We start from the raw sequence: 17,607 nt of genomic DNA on the forward strand, positions 1-17,607 counted from the left end.
AATGAACGCCTTCAAGCCATAACAGACTTGCAAGATCGGTGTTTTTGCGGTTATCAGCACTACCCGGCGCTGACTGTGCCGGGTTGAAGAAACCTTTTCATAGTATTGCAGCCCCTATTATGGTGGGCGCAGATGGCGAAAGCGAAGGTCTACACAGTTCAGCGCGCTTGACGGTGGTCATCGCGCATTTTTGGTTTAGCCAGTCTGTGGCCACAGCCCACGGACTGTTCGATGGAGCGTTTCGATGTCCTTGCCCGATAAAGCCTTTCCCGTATCCTGGGATCAGTTCCACCGCGATGCCCGCGCGCTTGCCTGGCGCATTTCCGGCATGGGGCACGATTGGCGTGCGATCGTCGCCATTACGCGCGGCGGTCTGGTGCCTGCGGCCATTATCTGCCGTGAACTCGGCATCCGCCTGATTGAAACCGTCTGCATTGCCTCCTATCACGACTACACGTCGCAGGGCGAAATGCAAATTCTGAAGGGTATCGGCGACCAGCTTCTGGAAAATGGCGGTGAAGGCGTGATCGTCGTCGACGACCTCACCGATACCGGCAAGACGGCCGCAATCGTGCGCGAGATGATGCCGAAGGCGCATTTTGCAACGGTTTATGCCAAGCCGAAAGGCCGTCCGCTGGTCGATACATTCGTGACCGAGGTATCGCAGGACACTTGGATCTATTTCCCGTGGGATATGGGCTACACCTATCTGGAACCGATTGCAGGCGACAAGCGCGGATAGTTTTCGCTTAGCGCGCGCCCCGAAAAGTGTGAAACGGATTTCGGACATAAGGCGCGTTATGACAAACTGTTAGAGTGCCGATCTGATCCAATCAGATTGAAACGCGCTCTAACGCCCGATAGTAAATTCTAAATGCCAGCCTTACCGGCTGGCATTTTTTATTGTCCGTCACTGTTATCGCCCCAAGACCATTCAGAATGGAGGGATTTCTCAAAAAACCACGAAAGTTTTCAAGGATGTGCGAAAACGAAAAAAAGCGAAAACAAAAAAATGATATTTTTGCCGTATTCACGTGCTATAGAAAGCACATGAAATGACGCTGATCGCGCTCAGGTTCGGCGTTCGAAAACGATACGCCTCTCCTGTATTTTAATAGTAGCTTTAAAATAAAGGGCTTTTTTCCCCTTTGTAAGAACTGTTGCGTATTTGATCAGTTGTTATTTTGGCGAATCGTTCCATTTTAAGGAAAAGAGGGAAACCAGCAGTGAAGACGGCAGCCAAACAACTTATCGCAACGGAAAAGCGTATTCTTACGCCTTCTGGCCGTTTGCAGCAGGTTGCAGCCCTTGTCTACCGCCGCGAAATGGATGCCCTTCAGGTTCTCGTTATCACAAGCCGTGGCACGGGCCGCTGGATCATCCCCAAAGGTTGGCCGCAAGTCGGTCGCACGCTTGCGGAAACAGCCTTGCGCGAAGCCTTCGAAGAAGCAGGCATACGCGGCGATGTCTCCCCGGAACCCATTGGCAGCTATAATTACTGCAAGATGGATATGCCGCCCGAGCGGATCAACCAGTTTTCGGTGGCCGTTTACGCCGTCCGTTTCACCGGCCAGGAAAAAAGCTGGCCGGAACGGGATCAGCGCATCTGCGAATGGGTTTGCCCGCACGAAGCCGCCCGGCGCGTCGAAGAGACAGAGTTGAAGCAGATTCTTCTCCGTTTCGGTGATTCGGGTATGGTCGTCGCCGCCGAATAGCAGCGTCGTTTCCCCCTCAACGCTTTTTATCCATCGTCATTCGGCTTTGATGCGGCGTTTCCTGCGGCTATTCCAGCCATAGGGCCGTATGATCCCCGTGGGCATCACGCTGACGGTGAAAATCGCGAGCGTCCAACGGCGGCATTTTTCGGCAATTGCAGCGTGAATGGCGGGGCCGGAAGAGGCATTTTGCTCAAAGCTTGCATTAGCAAGCGGCTTGATCCTGCTGTTTTTGCAAAATAATTGCCCTCCATATTTGGTTAAAAAGAGGTAAAAGCGTTTTAGCCGGCTTCGTTCACAAAAGCTTCTCTTCTCCCCGTTATCCACATTCGCCCCCAGCGACTGACGCACAATATCTAGCGTTAGACGCCTTACAACAAACCAATGCTTGACGCTCGCAGCCGAGTCGTTTTTTATGAACTTATCGTTGCGTAAGTGGCGTGGCCGGGCGTCTGAATAGCCGGTCTTTCTTTCAGGTTAGTCAAGTTCTGGAACGGGCGTTGCGCTTATTCAGCGTAGTTGTCGCTCCGGACTTCGTCGTGCCCGAATTCCGGGTCGGACCGCCTTTGGAGAAGCAGATGCAGCCACATGACGAAAGAGCGTTAACACTAGATTTAGTATTTGCGCTCATGCTTCTTACAAGATAGAGTATTTTTCGATCTGCTGATTTGTTGGTTTGCAATGCCCTGACGAGGATGGTTTCGACTGCCTTGGGGTGTTTTGTTGCGCGCCGGATACGGCAGAAGCAGGATTTTGGGGCCCCGGATATCTGCCGGTGTCCTCACCAAGAAGCCCTTCCCCGCAGTTGGGCTTTCGAAACAGAGACGCGGTACAGACAGCACGTGGCAGGCCATGGTGGAAACTCACCCTTGGGGCTACTATATATAGAACGTTTGGATGGAAAAGATGAAGATCGAACGCCGTTTCACGAAAGAGAATCAGTCGGCCTATGCGGACATCGCGTTTCGGACTGCGACCAGCGAGATCAAGAATCCCGATGGATCCATCGTATTCCGCCTGGAAAACATAAATGTACCGGCTCAGTTCAGTCAGGTTGCGGCCGATATCCTTGCGCAGAAATATTTCCGCAAGGCTGGCGTGCCTGCCCAATTGAAGAAAGTCGAAGAAAACGACGTTCCGTCGTGGCTGTGGCGCTCGGTCGCCGATGAGGATGCGCTGGCGTCGCTGCCGCAGAACGAGCGTTATGGCTCCGAAATGGATGCCTGTCAGGTTTTCGACCGTCTCGCTGGCACCTGGACCTATTGGGGCTGGAAGGGCGGCTATTTCGGTTCGGAAGAAGACGCTCTCGCCTTCCGCGATGAGCTTGCCTATATGCTCGCCACACAACGCGTCGCGCCGAACAGCCCGCAATGGTTCAACACCGGCCTGCATTGGGCTTATGGCATTGACGGCCCCGGCCAGGGCCATTTCTATGTCGACTGGCAGACCGGCAAGCTGACCAAATCCAAGTCATCCTATGAACACCCGCAGCCGCATGCCTGCTTCATCCAGTCCGTCGCTGACGATCTGGTCAATGAAGGCGGCATCATGGATCTGTGGGTGCGTGAAGCGCGCCTGTTCAAATATGGCTCCGGCACAGGCTCCAACTTCAGCCATCTGCGTGGCGAAGGCGAAAAGCTTTCCGGCGGCGGCAAGTCGTCGGGCCTGATGAGCTTCCTCAAGATCGGTGACCGCGCTGCGGGCGCCATCAAGTCGGGCGGCACCACGCGCCGCGCTGCAAAGATGGTCGTTGTCGACATCGACCATCCGGATATCGAGGAATATATCGACTGGAAGGTGAAGGAAGAGCAGAAGGTTGCTTCGCTCGTCACCGGTTCCAAGATCGTCAAGCAGCATCTGGCTGCAATCATGAAAGCCTGCGTCAACTGCGAAGCAGATAATGACGATTGCTTCGATCCGTCGAAGAACCCTGCCCTGAAGCGCGAAATCAAGGCCGCGAAGAAGAACCAGGTGCCGGAAAACTACGTCAAGCGCGTGATCCAGTTCGCGCGTCAGGGCTATACGGACATTCAGTTCAAGACCTACGACACGGACTGGGACTCGGAAGCCTATCTCACCGTTTCAGGCCAGAACTCGAACAACTCCGTCTCGCTGAAGGATGAATTCCTGCGCGCCGTCGAAAACGACAGCGACTGGAACCTGACCGCACGCAAGGACGGCAAGGTCATGAAGACGCTCAAGGCGCGCGATCTTTGGGAAAAGATCGGTTATGCCGCATGGGCGTCCGCTGATCCGGGTCTGCACTACAACACCACCATGAACGATTGGCACACCTGCCCGGTCGCAGGTCCGATCCGCGCCTCCAATCCGTGCTCGGAATATATGTTCCTTGACGATACGGCCTGTAATCTGGCGTCGATCAACCTGCTCACCTATCGCAACAAGGACGGTTCGTTCGACATTGCAGCTTACGAGCACACGGCCCGCCTGTGGACCATCGTTCTCGAAATCTCGGTGATGATGGCGCAGTTCCCGTCCAAGGAAATTGCCCGCCTCTCCTACGAATACCGCACGCTCGGCCTCGGCTATGCCAATATTGGCGGCCTGCTGATGACCTCCGGTATTCCTTATGACTCCGATGAAGGCCGCGCCATCTGCGGTGCGCTGACCGCGATCATGACCGGTATTGCCTATGCAACCTCCGCTGAAATGGCGAAGGAACTGGGCACCTTCCCAAGCTACGAACCAAACGCCGAACATATGCTGCGTGTCATGCGCAACCATCGTCTGGCCGCTCATGGCAAGACGGAAGGTTATGAAGGCCTCGCCGTCAACCCGGTGGCGCTAATTGCCGAAGACTGCCCGGATCAGGATCTGATCACCCATGCCCGCGCGGCCTGGGACAAGGCGCTGGAACTTGGCGAAAAGCATGGCTACCGCAACGCCCAGTCCACCGTTATCGCGCCAACAGGCACGATCGGCCTCGTCATGGACTGCGACACGACCGGCATCGAGCCTGACTTTGCACTGGTGAAGTTCAAGAAGCTGGCCGGTGGCGGCTACTTCAAGATCATCAACCGCGCCGTGCCGGAAGCACTCCGCACGCTCGGTTATTCGGAAAGCCAGATCGCCGAAATCGAAGCCTATGCTGTCGGTCACGGCAACATCAATCAGGCACCGGGCGTCAATCCTTCGTCGCTGCGCGGCAAAGGCTTCACCGATGAGAAGATCGAAGCCCTGAATGCAGCGCTCAAGAGCGCCTTCGACATCAAGTTCGCTTTCAACAAGTGGACGCTTGGCGAAGACTTCTGCAAGGACGTGCTGAAACTCACCGACGAACAGCTGAACGACTTCTCGTTCGAAATGCTGCCAGCGCTCGGTTTCTCCAAGAAGGACATCGAAGCCGCCAACATTCACGTTTGCGGCGCGATGACCCTCGAAGGCGCACCGTTCCTCAAGGAAGAGCATTACGCGGTTTTCGATTGCGCCAATCCATGCGGCAAGATCGGCAAGCGCTATCTGTCGGTCGATAGCCACATCCGCATGATGGCTGCCGCGCAGCCGTTCATTTCGGGCGCGATCTCCAAAACGATCAACATGCCGAATGACGCGACCGTCGAGGACTGCAAGAACGCTTACATGCTGTCCTGGAAGCTGGCTCTGAAGGCCAATGCGCTTTATCGCGACGGTTCCAAGCTCTCGCAGCCGCTCAACGCAGCGCTGATCTCGGATGATGAAGACGAAGATGATGCAGTCGAAGCGCTGATCGAAGCACCGGCAGCCGCTCGTGCCGTTCAGGTGACGGAGCGCATCGTCGAGAAGGTGATCGAGAAGATCGTGCATGAGCGCGAAAAGCTTCCGAACCGTCGTCAGGGCTATACCCAGAAGGCCGTCGTCGGCGGACACAAGGTCTATCTGCGCACCGGCGAGTTCGGTGACGGGCGCCTCGGCGAAATCTTCATCGATATGCACAAGGAAGGCGCTGCTTTCCGTGCGATGATGAACAACTTCGCCATCGCCGTGTCGCTCGGCCTGCAATATGGCGTGCCGCTGGAAGAATATGTGGAGGCATTCACCTTCACCAAGTTCGAACCGGCTGGCATCGTCATCGGCAATGACGCGATCAAGACCGCAACGTCGATCATCGACTATGTGTTCCGCGAACTGGCCGTGTCCTATCTGGGCCGCAACGATCTCGCCCATGTTGACACGAGCGATTTCTCGAACACAGCGCTTGGCAAGGGCATCAAGGAAGGCAAGACCAATCTGGTCTCGACCGGCTGGACGCGCGGCTACAAGCCGACACTGGTGACCAATACGGCACCGGGCGGCAGCGAAGCCAAGGGTTCGACTGCATCGGCGCCGCAGGCTTCGAATGTCACGACTTTGAAGTCGAGTGCTACCCCGGCTGGTCGCCCGGCGACCATCGGTCTGGTGACGGAAGGTGCAACGGCTTTCAAGCGTGAGTTTGAAGAGCAGACCGCTCCGGTACAGCAGCAGGAAACCTCAGCTGCAACGGAACTGTTCTCAGACAAGGCTGCTGCCGACGCTGCTTCGGCCCGTGCTGAAAGCGCCAACTCGGCAAAGAAGCTCGAAGCGGACCGCCGCATCAAGTCGATGATGCAGGGTTACACCGGCGACAGCTGCACGGAGTGCCAGAACTTCACCATGGTGCGTAACGGCACCTGCCTGAAGTGCGACACCTGCGGCGCGACGAGCGGCTGCAGCTGATCGAGCGACGGGGGAAACCGCGAGCATTTTTATTGAGATAAAAGAGCGCCCTTCGGGGCGCTCTTTCTATTTGTGATGAGCGAAAACAAGCCGTACATTCCGTTTCGAAAACAAATGATCTTCGATAATTTGTCGGCTCATTTCCAGGGCCGACTGATCCCCAATCCGGTTCTGTGAGGACGCGATGAAAGCGATTGTCATCCACGCTGCAAAGGACTTGCGTATTGATGAGCGCGAGCTCGAGATGGCCGGTCCGGGAGAGGTTGAAATCCGTCTCGCGGCTGGCGGCATATGCGGCTCGGACCTGCATTATTACAATCACGGCGGTTTCGGCACCGTGCGCGTCAAGGAACCGATGATCCTCGGACACGAGGTTTCCGGCCATATTGCAGCACTTGGCGAAGGGGTTTCCGGGCTCGCCATTGGCGATCTGGTCGCCATATCGCCGTCCCGCCCCTGCGGCCACTGCGAATATTGCCACAAGGGGCTGCCCAATCATTGCTTCAACATGCGCTTTTACGGATCGGCTATGCCCTTCCCGCATATTCAAGGCGCGTTCCGCGAACGGCTTGTCGCAAAAGCCAGCCAATGCGTGAAAGCCGACGGCCTCAGCGCCGGTGAAGCAGCAATGGCAGAACCGCTCTCGGTCACCCTGCACGCCACCCGCCGTGCAGGCGAGATATTGGGCAAGCGCGTGCTGGTGACAGGTTGCGGCCCGATCGGCACGCTTTCGATCCTCTCTGCCCGCCGCGCAGGCGCTGCTGAAATCGTCGCAGCGGATATTTCCGGGCCAGCGCTTGATTTTGCCCGCAAGGTCGGCGCGGACCGCACCGTCAACCTATCGGAGAACCCGGATGGTCTGGCGGAATACGCTCAGAACAAGGGTTCATTCGACATTTTGTACGAATGCTCCGGTGCAGCATCCGCCCTTGTGGCGGGCATACATGCCATCAGGCCGCGCGGCGTTATCGTGCAGCTTGGCATGGGCGGCGAAATGAACCTGCCGATCATGACGATCACAGCCAAAGAACTCGATCTGCGCGGCTCCTTCCGCTTCCACGAGGAATTCGCCATCGCGGTCAAACTCATGCAGGATGGGCTGATCGACGTCAACCCCCTCATCACGCAGACGCTGCCCCTTTCCGATGCGCTGCGCGCCTTCGACATTGCGTCGGATAAAACGAAGTCGATGAAAACCCAGATCGCATTCAGCTAGAGCATTTCCAGCAAAAGTGCGTAGCGGATTTGCGTGGGATAATGTGTAAAAACAAATAGATAGAACGGCCCCTCGATTCCGTACTAACCGGAACCGCTCTAAAGAATTTCAGGAGAAGATATGAGCGTCCAACTCTTCGATCTGACAGGCAAACGCGCGCTTGTGACCGGCTCGTCTCAGGGGATCGGCTATGCGCTGGCAAAAGGTCTCGCCGCCGCCGGTGCCGACGTCGTCCTCAACGGTCGCGATGAGGCAAAGTTGAAAGTCGCTGCCGACAGCCTCAGCGTAAAGCACATGCTGGCCTTCGACGCGACGGATCACGACACCGTCCGCGCGGCAATAGACGGGTTCGAAGCAGATGTCGGCGCCATCGACATTCTCGTCAACAATGCGGGCATGCAACATCGCACCCCGCTTGAAGACTTTCCAGCCGATGCCTTTGAGCGCTTGCTGAAAGCCAACGTGTCTACCGTGTTCAATGTCGGACAGGCGGTCGCCAGACATATGATAAAGCGCGGAACGGGCAAGATCATCAACATTGCCAGCGTTCAGACCGCGCTCGCAAGGCCCGGCATCGCGCCTTATACCGCGACCAAAGGTGCCGTTGGCAATCTGACCAAGGGTATGGCCACCGACTGGGCGAGATATGGCTTGCAATGCAACGCCATTGCTCCGGGATATTTCGACACGCCGCTCAACGCCGCGCTCGTTTCAGACCCGGCTTTCTCAAGCTGGCTTGAAAAGCGCACGCCTGCGGGCCGCTGGGGAAAGGTTGACGAACTCGTTGGCGCCTGCATTTTCCTTGCGTCTGGCGCGTCCTCTTTCGTCAATGGCCATGTGCTTTATGTCGATGGCGGCATCACCGCATCCCTTTGAAGGTCAAAGACTGTAGCTATTCACATCCGGATGACCGATCTGTGAACAATTCAACCGGATCGGCATCCGCTAAATACACTCTCTGCGGTTGATTTACGAGCCACACCGCATTATTTCGCAATAGATCTCGATGATACAATCATCAAAACTGTATCAGTCTTTGAACGGCGTCCATCAAAACGCACGAAAACTCGTTTCGGGAAAATCTATTGTCGGAATTCTTTGTTAAATATCCGTGGGCGGAGACGCTCACGGCACTCGGCGGATTGTTTCTCTCCGCATTCATCGCAAATTTTCTGATCAAGGCGATCCTGCTCAAGCTGCTCGACCGGCTCGTTCAGAAGACTTCATTCGGTCAGGATGAAGAACTGAAACGCCACAGCGTCATCAGCCGTCTGGCCAATATCGTTCCAGCCCTGATCATTTCTTCCGGCATTCTGGCGATACCGGGGTTGCCGGATACGGCAATCACCGTCATTCGCAATGTCGCGATCGCCTTCATCATTCTGACGCTCGCCCTCGCGGTCAATTCAGCATTGGGTGTGGTCGACACGCTTTATCATCGCCGCCCAGAGGCCCGTTATCGGCCCATGAAGGGCTATATTCAGGTCGGCAAGCTGGTCGTCTATATCATCGCTGCCGTCCTCATCATTGCAACCCTGCTCGACAAGTCGCCGGTTATTCTGCTGTCCGGTGTGGGTGCCATGGCTGCGGTACTGATACTCGTTTTTCAGGACACATTGCTCTCACTGGTCGCCAGTATGCAGATCGCCTCTTCCAACATGGTTCGTGTGGGCGACTGGATCGAGATGAAAAATCTCGACGCCAATGGCGATGTGACCGAAATCGCGCTTTATACGGTCAAGGTGCAGAATTTCGACAGAACAATCACCACCATTCCGATCCGCAAGCTCATCACCGAACCGATGAAGAACTATCGCGGCATGCAGGAATCGGGCGGCCGCCGCATCAAGCGCGCGCTCTTTATCGACCAGAATTCAATCCGCTTCCTGACCGACGACGAACGCGCGAAAATGGCGTCAGTGGACTGGCTGGCCGACTATCTGCCAAAAAAGGCGAAGGAAATCGCCGAATGGAACAACAAGCTGGGTGACCGCGCCAAAAACCCGGTCAATACGCGCCGTTTCACCAATATCGGCACTTTCCGCGCCTATGTGGAAAACTATCTGCGCAACCATCCCGGCATCCATAAAGGCATGACGCTGCTGGTGCGCCAGATGGACCCAACCCCGGCAGGCTTGCCACTCGAAATCTACTGCTTCACCAACACCACCGTCTGGGCCTCATTCGAGCAGATACAGTCCGATATTTTCGACCACCTTTACGCGGTGCTGCCGGAATTCGGCTTGAGCGCTTTCCAGAACCCAAGCGGCAAGGATTTCCGCAAGCTGGTGGTGGCTGAACCAGGTTCTAACGAAGAGCTTCGATGATCTGCGCATCAAGGTTCTGAACGCTATAGCCGGAGCGGGATGGCGTAAGTCCCAGACGCACCACAGAAAGATGCAAGGACGGTACGATCATGACGGTTTGACCGTCATGGCCGGACATCCAGAAAGCATCATCGGGAATGCCATCCTCGCCCGCTTTGGCACCGCCGGACTGCAACCAGACCTGCGCAGAACCGTAACGGCCATCCGAGGCCGCTGACGGTTTGCGCATGAACGCCACGAAATCAGCTGGCAGTACCTCCCTTCCATCGAGCTTCCCGCCCTCTGCCAGAAACGCTCCGAGACGGGCCCAATCGCGCGCGGTCGCGTACATATAGGACGACCCGGCAAAGACGCCCGACGCGTCGGTTTCCAATAGGGCGCTGCTCATGCCGAGTGGTTCGAACAAGGCGATGCGCGGATAGACCAAAGCCGCATTCCGGCTGTCGAAACTATTCATGAACAGCCTCGACAGAATATTCGCGGTCCCGCTCGAATAGTTGAATTTCGTTCCAGGTGCTGCTTCCAGTGGCAGCGAAGCGGCAAATCCCGCCATGTCCTTTTCCAGAAACAGCATGCGGGTGACATCTGCCACTGCGCCATAATTCTCGTTGAAGCGCAGCCCGCTTTCCATCGCCATCAGATTGGCGATGGTGATTCTGGCGCGCTCATCGTTCTGCCATTCCGGTAGAAGATCGCTTTTGGCCAGATCCATGCGGTTTTCCCCAATGCGCATCCCAATGAGCGTCGCCATGACCGATTTTGTCATCGACCAACCAAGCAGCGGCGTGTCGGCATTGAAGCCCTCGCCATAGGTTTCGGCGATGAGTTGACCGTTGTGAATGACCGCGATGGCCCGCATGCCGGCGCCTGCCAGTTCCTTATCCTCGATAACGCTTTGCACCTTATCTGAGATCGCCACGTTCAGCGGTTGCGATGACGCTTGTGCAGCTTCATCGCTGCCGACGCTGCGGCTATCTGTCGATTGAACGTTGGCGCAACCCTGACCGGGGAGAAACACAGCCTTGCTGGGGGCAAAAAAGCCGAAAATCCGGACAGTTACGGTGTCAGTGTCATCATCAACGGCCACATTGAGGAATTTCAGCAGCGGGTTTCCCGGTGCCTGAACATCGTCTGCGAGTACCGCATCGGCGTCTCGTTTGGCGATAAAGACATTGGAACACACGATCTTGGCCGCATAACCCGTGCCCACCCGCAAAAGCTCCGGCGGGTTGAAACCGAGCCATGATGCCGCGCCGACTAACAGTAGAACAACCAAACCGACGAGAAACGTGAGAAATCGCTTCAAAAACTTCGACATGAAATACCGTTTTCTTTCAGGGCAAACCTGCCCGAGCAGGGCAATATCCAAATCTCAATCTTGCGGTATGTTTCTGTGAAACGCGATTGCAGTCAATTACCATCCGACAACAGACCAACTAAAAAGGGGCGCTGCTGCGCCCCTGATTCTATCGATTGGAACTGGCCGGACCATTCCACCGGCTGCTGTGATGCCGGTAATGCCCGCGATAGTAATCGCGCTTGTAGTGACGGTGCGACCGCCAGCGATGATCGCGGTAATGGCGACGATCAGACCGCCAATGGTCTCTTCTGTGGTAATGCCGCTTCTTCCAGTGCTTACGCGAATGGTAGCCGCGATGATCGCGAACCTGTTCCACATTGGAGGTTACGCCGGGCTTAGCGAGATTTGCCACTGGTGCGGCGGAAGCCGCGCCAACTCCCACCAACAAGCCAACACCAACAATACCTGCAATAAGTCCACTAAAGAGCTTCATTCTGTGTACTCCTCTTGATGGGAAGCATCATGAAACCTAGCGCATGAACTCAAAATGAACAGATTGAACTTTTCAAACATCTGTGATGATCTTAAAAGCCGTTCAATTTATTCTTCAAGAATTTTTTACACCGATAATAATTGGTTATCGCAGCGGAAAAACCGTGAAATTTCCAGCAACCAAACGTTACAAAACTTCGATTGAGATGAAATCAGACCACGGTAAATTGTTTCGTGGCGGTCCAAGCATCCGCCGGCTGGAAGACATACCAGTCTGTTAATTTGCGTGTTGCCCCCAATTAGCACGCAATTGACACGGGAGACGCCACGCTGCCCTTGTTGCGCGTCTCCCGCTCCACTCTTCGGTGCAACCTCTACGGGTTCATTTTTCTGCCGTCTTTATGCAATCATGTCGCCAGGCGCTTCGTTGCATTAGCGTTGAAGCGCACCCCGGCGTCATTATGCACCAAACACAAACGTCGGGGTTTCTCCTGTCTGATTCCCCTCCCCGCACATCAGGTCATCACGCGCCTTGGCATCAAAACGATGAACAATCCTGCCGCTCGTGCGTTAGTCACCTGTTCCCAATGTAAAACGGAGGAAATCCCGATGGACTGGAATCGTGTTGAAGGCAACTGGAAACAGGTCAAAGGTAAGATCCAGGAACAATGGGGCAAGCTGACAGACGATGATCTCGACCAGATCAGCGGTCGCCGCGAACAGCTTGAGGGTAAGATTCAGGAGCGGTACGGAGTCGCGAAAGACCGCGCCAAATCCGAAATTGATGACTGGTATAATCGACAGCAATGGCTTTCATGAATGAAACCCCGCCACGGCGGGGTTTTTTCTTAGGCTACGCTTCACGCACGGACGCAACACTGTTCTGCATGCGCCCGTCTTGAGCCCGCCCGACTTTCCCGGTATCCAAGAGCTGAGACTGTTCGATGTTCTGCTGCGCAGGGGTTTTAAATGTCGCATAAACTGAATGTTGCTGCTTGTGCATTGGCGCTTCCTGCGCTGGCATCCTGCACGTCGCCTTCAGCCAGCGTCAATCCGCCGAAGCCGCCAGTCGATCCGACACCTATCCTCGGCACCTGGTGCAGCAATAATGACAAGCGCTTCACAATTTCGCAGGAGCGCTTCGACAGCCGCGACATGCAGTGTACCGTCATGAAGCTCGACAATTACAAAGGAACGTTCACGCTCAATCTGGTTTGCGAAAACGACCAACAGCAGGCCAGTGAAAACGTGACCATCACGCCGATTGGTGACGCAGTGGAAATCGTATTCCTGTCGAAAGGCGTGCGCCACACGCGGGCCAACCGTTGCGGGCCTGCCCCTTCTGCGCCTGTTGTGGCGCCTGCGCCATCCGAGCCCACCCCGGCCTCTCCGGTCGTACAATAACAGATAGCCAGCACGACACCGCTGCACGGTTGAGAATTCCGGGCTTGCTCGGAGTTTCGCAGCAGCGTGCCTGCTATTTTTCCGCCGGTCTAAATCGCATGCGGGCGACGACCGGCGCAGGTTTCCTCATGAAACAGGAAAAAATGTCGGAACGATCCTGAAATCAAACCGTTAGGACTATGAACACTCAATGCAGAAAGGAGAGCAGTTATGTTTAGAACGACACTTCTGACGGCAGCGTGTGCACTCTTGATTGGTGCTCCAGCCCTTGCGCAGACGGCGGCTCCCACCGCGACAACGCCCGGCACAGATGCGCCAGCACAACAGGATCTGCCTGTTTCCACCAAGAACATGTTCGGCACAGCACCCTCGCCCGACAACAACAAGATCGGCTTTGTCGAGCCTAAGGAAGGCGAAGTTCTCGTCTCAAGCTTCATTGGCCGCAGCGTTTATGAAAGCGATGCCAATGATGCAAAATCCATCGGTAAGCTGAATGACCTGATAGTCAGTGCTGATGGTTCGGTTGTAGCAGCCGTGATCGGCGTCGGCGGCTTCCTTGGCGTCGGTGAGAAGGACGTGGCCGTAAGCCCGGATGTCTTGCAGCTCGCGACCCGTAGCGACGGAAACACCTGGCTGGTTCTCAGCGCAACGAAGGACCAGTTGACCGCAGCGCCTGCTTTCGACCGCTCCAAGGTCTTCACCAATGGCGTGGCCGATCCAAACGCAGCCAAGGAAAGCGAGGCTCCGGCCAGCGGTGAGACGACTACCCCGGCGACACCCGCAACGCCTGCCCCGGCTCAATAAAAGCTGACCAAATGGCAGCTATGGCCCCGATCTGTGATAGGTTCGGGGCCATAACCGATTCAGCGGACCTTTCTCACAAAGGCCCGCACTTTTATCCATTGGGCTCAATCGGAGGCTACGCCAATGAAGAAAGCTGTTCTCATCTGCATCGCGGCATTGTCGGCCAGCAGCTTCGCCGCAATCAATTCCGTTGAGGCCTCGACCTCTCCCAAGCAGCGCGCCGCCGAAGTCAAGGCCGTCATCGACGCGGTCTCTCGCGAACTGCCGAAGAACCCGATCAATACGGTTATGTATATCCGGGCGAATAATTTCGAGGTTCTCGCCGGCACCTGCACCGTGCGCGCGCATATCGTCTCTTCCAAGCCCACCGCGTCGGACAAAGGCGACAAGATCAAGGTCCGCCTCAACCGGCAGCGTTGCGCACGCTAGAACGCATTCTGAAGCGCCTGCGTTTGTAAGAGATTGCTTATTGTTAATGTCGCTCAATATGGCGGATTAAGCGTATCCGTGCGATAGTATCGGCCATGAGAACAAGGGCGCTAATAAGAACACGGCATACCGCTCTGATGGCGGTCAGGGTGCTGTGTCTTATCGTGCCGATTATTGTCGCCCTCACCGCCCTCATGCTTATCGCCAAATATGACGACGACAGGAATATCGTGACGAATACCGGCGTTGCAGGCGCGACGATGCCGAACGGCAACTGAACGATTTTCGCAATGCATTTGGGCGGTTGGAAAATGGTGGGCGCGTCCAGGAAGACGTAATGAGAGTTTGCCCCGCGTAACGGGGCAAATCCCTCAACCGCCGAAAGATGATGTTTTCCCTCCGCGATTCGCCGAACCAAAGCTCAACGTAGGTTTTTTATTGCCGCTCGCAACAATGGTCGCGGTCGATTTATCGGACTTCACTGTCTGGGTATCTATGTTTCCGTTGATCGGTGCAGCTGCAAATGCAGTGCCTGCGGTCATGAATGCACCAACGGCTAACAAAGCTATGGTCTTCATCGTTCCTCCTTTGCTGGCCCCGCCAGCTGACGCCGAAAATACGATGAGATCGTGCGGGCGTTGACACACAATCCGGTGTCACGAAACGCTAGATTTCATTTAAATGGTATACGGCACTTGTCGTATTTCGGCATGGCTGAACGCAGAAAATAAGCGCCCCGTACCACATGATGGACGCTGCGGACGCATTAGGGCTTGATTTGTGGCAATAAATGGTGGGCGCGACAGGGATTGAACCTGTGACCCCTCCCGTGTGAAGGGAGTGCTCTACCGCTGAGCTACGCGCCCTTAGAGGCACATATGTGCTCAATCAAGGTGACGCGGATATACGTTCCCGCTCAGGGCAAAGTCAAGCATGACAACACTTATTTCCCAAATGATTTTCCCTACCGAAAACCGTCCGGGTAGACCCAACGAAAATGGCGACTATCGAACGATAGCCGCCATATCCAAGGATTAAACATCCCTACTTCTGACAGATACCAGCGGCGTAACGCCGATTAAATTGCTGCCAGACGCGAAGCCACCGTCTTGTCGGATGCCTTCTGCATGCCCGAGTCGCGATCATAAACGTCACTGTAATAACGAATCTGGCCATTCGCATCCGGCCATGCCGTGAAATAGGAAATATAGACCGGCACCGGCTCCGGCACCTTGATGCCGCGCTCGTTCTTGCCGAAATATTTCTCCAAATCACCGACTGGCTTGCCGAGCACTGCCGCAGCCATATCACGTGGGCGTTCCAGACGAATGCAGCCATGGCTCAGCGCACGCATGTCGCGGCCGAAATAGGACTTTGCCGGCGTATCATGCATGTAGATATCATGTTCGTTCGGGAACAGGATTTTCAGTTCGCCCAAGGCATTGTCGAGGCTCGGCTTCTGACGAATACCGACATGCGCCTTTCCCGAAGCAACCGCGCTCCAATTAACGGCGCTCGCCGAAACCTTCTTGCCGCCGACATAGACTTCATAGCCGTTGCGGTCGAGATAGCTCGTGTCGCGCATGACCTTCGGCAGCATTTCGTTCAGAATAATTGAACGCGGCACACCCCAGGACGGATTGAAGACGACGGTTTGCACCTTGTTGTAGAAGAAATAGGTCTGATGGGTCGGCGAGCCAATCACCACATTCATACCCAGCTTTTCCTGGCCGCCTTCGAAATATTCAGCGCGGTATGCGGGCTGGTTGACCATTACATAGCGCGTGCCGAAATCATGCGGCAGCCAGCGCAGACGTTCCATCGAATAGAGAATACGGTCGCGCTTGACGGATGATTGCTCACCCTGCAACGCCGAAATCGTGTTTCGTCCGATAACCCCATCGGGCGCGCCGCCTGAAAGCTTCTGATAGTCCTTGATCGCGGAAACAAGTTCCGGATCGTAAAGGCTCGTATCGGCATGGGCCTGCAACACATCGCGGTGCTTTTCCAGATAATCAGCAGGCGCGTGTTTGGTAATCAGGGCAACCACCTTGCTCAACTGGTCGCTCGTGTCGCCCGGACGAATGACGCCGTCGAGCGACACGCGAATGGGTTCGCCCGTCGGTGCATCTGTCTGGGACAAAGCCTGCTTCAAAGCCGCATATTGCGCATTATCCGGCTGGAACCCGTGCAAATAGGCGGATGCATCCGCTTCACCGGCCAGTCTTTCCAGCACAGTTTTGGGATCGACGCGATCACGCGGCAGGTCGTGGAAACCGCTCAGGCGGTCGGCGATCACGCGTCCCTCGCCTGCATCCATCGCATAGCGCAATGCCCGGGCCGACATGCGAACTTCAAACTCTGCCAGCTTCTGCTGACGTTCCGCATTCTGCGACGGATCGAAATTGTCCGAAGGGATCGTGACTGCATATTCATCCGGATTGAGACCGTCTTCGCCAGCGCGTGCGAAGAAAGCGGCTACGGCCTTGGCGCGGTCAAGCACCTTGCCGTCGGCAGACCACATGAAAGAACGGTTGGTCGAATAATAGGAAACAATCGCTTCAGCGATTGGCTTTTCAGCCTTCACATCAACCGACTTCAGATAGTCCATGGCGGCGTCGAAAGCGCGGTTGCCAGCCGTTTCGGTCGTATCAGGCGCCTTTTCCACACGGATCGGCGACATGCCGGATGTCAGTGGATCAACAGTTGGCGCAGAGGTTGCCGCAGTCACCTGCAGATCGAGCGCGCTGAAATCGATCTTGATCAGCGTTTCCGGCTTGTAATCATAAATCTCCGGCCCCTTGACCGTCACACGCTGCGCGGGCGGAGCGATACGCGTGCGCGCTGCCGGTGCGGCGGCAGCTGGTGCTGCTTTTATGCGCGGCGCGGCCGCTGCGGGTGGAAGCGGTGCTACGGGCTGCTCGGCCTGTTGGCGGCGCTGTTGAAACAGCTCGAAAAGTGAATTTGCTGCCTGTGCCTGCGTGACCGGGAACAAGGCCGATGCGGCAAGAGCCAGTACCATCGCATTGCGGATATAAGACCCGCTGGTGCGATTTTTCTTTGCATCCATCTGCGCGCGCCGAGAAAACTGCATTTCAACCGCCAAAGTTAGCATGTCCGCCGAAAGGCGAATCCGTCTCAATCATTTCGCGTAGATTTTATGAATCTCGTATAGAAAGTTTTAACGCTAATGCCACTTCTTTCAATTTCTTGCTCGAAAATAATCAC

Annotated in this window: 16 protein-coding genes and 1 tRNA gene; 11 read left to right on the forward strand and 6 right to left on the reverse strand. The window is 55.7% G+C overall.

Annotated elements, in window-relative coordinates; genetic code table 11:
* Positions 1-244 precede the first annotated feature (244 nt).
* On the forward strand, positions 245-742 hold the full coding sequence (gene gpt, locus ABWW11_RS07105; RefSeq protein WP_109369100.1) for a xanthine phosphoribosyltransferase: 498 nt from the start codon (positions 245-247) through the stop codon (positions 740-742).
* A gap of 484 nt (positions 743-1,226) precedes the next feature.
* Positions 1,227-1,715, forward strand: a complete 489-nt coding sequence (locus tag ABWW11_RS07110; protein ID WP_109369101.1) for an NUDIX hydrolase — start codon at positions 1,227-1,229, stop codon at positions 1,713-1,715.
* Between the two features lie 36 nt (positions 1,716-1,751).
* Here the strand turns inward: ABWW11_RS07110 and ABWW11_RS07115 are convergent, their stop codons facing one another.
* Positions 1,752-2,066, reverse strand: a complete 315-nt coding sequence (locus ABWW11_RS07115; RefSeq protein WP_124916090.1) for a hypothetical protein — start codon at positions 2,064-2,066, stop codon at positions 1,752-1,754.
* 555 nt (positions 2,067-2,621) lie between these two features.
* Here ABWW11_RS07115 and ABWW11_RS07120 point away from each other — a divergent pair.
* The 4 genes from ABWW11_RS07120 (at position 2,622) to ABWW11_RS07135 (ending at position 9,950) form a co-directional block, all read left to right on the forward strand.
* On the forward strand, positions 2,622-6,407 hold the full coding sequence (locus tag ABWW11_RS07120) for a vitamin B12-dependent ribonucleotide reductase (protein ID WP_121536316.1): 3,786 nt from the start codon (positions 2,622-2,624) through the stop codon (positions 6,405-6,407).
* A 184-nt stretch (positions 6,408-6,591) separates the two neighbouring features.
* Positions 6,592-7,623 (forward strand): L-idonate 5-dehydrogenase, encoded by a 1,032-nt coding sequence (locus ABWW11_RS07125; protein ID WP_109369102.1) that lies wholly within the window; start codon positions 6,592-6,594, stop codon positions 7,621-7,623.
* Between the two features lie 120 nt (positions 7,624-7,743).
* Positions 7,744-8,499, forward strand: a complete 756-nt coding sequence (locus ABWW11_RS07130; RefSeq protein WP_109369103.1) for an SDR family oxidoreductase — start codon at positions 7,744-7,746, stop codon at positions 8,497-8,499.
* Between the two features lie 209 nt (positions 8,500-8,708).
* Complete coding sequence (locus ABWW11_RS07135; protein ID WP_109369104.1) at positions 8,709-9,950, forward strand: mechanosensitive ion channel family protein; 1,242 nt, start codon at positions 8,709-8,711, stop codon at positions 9,948-9,950.
* Here ABWW11_RS07135 and ABWW11_RS07140 read toward each other — a convergent pair.
* Together ABWW11_RS07140 and ABWW11_RS07145 are read right to left on the reverse strand one after the other, a co-directional pair.
* Entirely contained in the window at positions 9,931-11,268 is a 1,338-nt protein-coding gene (locus ABWW11_RS07140) for a serine hydrolase domain-containing protein (RefSeq protein WP_181376093.1), read from the reverse strand. The genes ABWW11_RS07135 and ABWW11_RS07140 overlap by 20 nt on opposite strands.
* Before the next feature lie 148 nt (positions 11,269-11,416).
* Entirely contained in the window at positions 11,417-11,743 is a 327-nt protein-coding gene (locus ABWW11_RS07145) for a hypothetical protein (protein ID WP_109369105.1), read from the reverse strand.
* Positions 11,744-12,351: 608 nt separating this feature from the next.
* On the opposite strand from ABWW11_RS07145, the gene ABWW11_RS07150 reads away from it, so the two are divergent.
* The 5 genes from ABWW11_RS07150 to ABWW11_RS07170 all read left to right on the forward strand — a co-directional run bounded on the left by ABWW11_RS07150 (position 12,352) and on the right by ABWW11_RS07170 (position 14,657).
* Complete coding sequence (locus ABWW11_RS07150; protein WP_109369106.1) at positions 12,352-12,561, forward strand: CsbD family protein; 210 nt, start codon at positions 12,352-12,354, stop codon at positions 12,559-12,561.
* A 150-nt stretch (positions 12,562-12,711) separates the two neighbouring features.
* A complete protein-coding gene (locus ABWW11_RS07155; RefSeq protein WP_181376094.1) occupies positions 12,712-13,146 on the forward strand; it encodes a hypothetical protein in 435 nt (144 codons plus the stop codon).
* A 210-nt stretch (positions 13,147-13,356) separates the two neighbouring features.
* Complete coding sequence (locus ABWW11_RS07160; RefSeq protein ID WP_109369107.1) at positions 13,357-13,950, forward strand: PRC-barrel domain-containing protein; 594 nt, start codon at positions 13,357-13,359, stop codon at positions 13,948-13,950.
* 123 nt (positions 13,951-14,073) lie between these two features.
* Entirely contained in the window at positions 14,074-14,379 is a 306-nt protein-coding gene (locus tag ABWW11_RS07165; RefSeq protein WP_109369108.1) for a hypothetical protein, read from the forward strand.
* Between the two features lie 137 nt (positions 14,380-14,516).
* The gene (locus ABWW11_RS07170) at positions 14,517-14,657 is read left to right on the forward strand and encodes a hypothetical protein (RefSeq protein ID WP_167836033.1); all 141 of its coding nucleotides are present in this window, start codon (positions 14,517-14,519) and stop codon (positions 14,655-14,657) included.
* 93 nt (positions 14,658-14,750) lie between these two features.
* On the opposite strand, the gene ABWW11_RS07175 is transcribed toward ABWW11_RS07170, so the two are convergent.
* The 3 genes from ABWW11_RS07175 to ABWW11_RS07185 form a co-directional block, all read right to left on the reverse strand.
* Positions 14,751-14,957, reverse strand: coding sequence for a hypothetical protein (locus tag ABWW11_RS07175; protein ID WP_109369109.1), 207 nt, complete (start codon positions 14,955-14,957; stop codon positions 14,751-14,753).
* A 213-nt stretch (positions 14,958-15,170) separates the two neighbouring features.
* Positions 15,171-15,245, reverse strand: a tRNA-Val gene (locus ABWW11_RS07180).
* A 212-nt stretch (positions 15,246-15,457) separates the two neighbouring features.
* On the reverse strand, positions 15,458-17,449 hold the full coding sequence (locus ABWW11_RS07185; protein WP_371830784.1) for a L,D-transpeptidase family protein: 1,992 nt from the start codon (positions 17,447-17,449) through the stop codon (positions 15,458-15,460).
* Positions 17,450-17,607 lie beyond the last annotated feature (158 nt).

This window comes from Brucella sp. NBRC 113783 (assembly GCF_040372265.1).
GTDB classification, from domain to species: Bacteria; Pseudomonadota; Alphaproteobacteria; order Rhizobiales; family Rhizobiaceae; genus Brucella; species Brucella teleogrylli.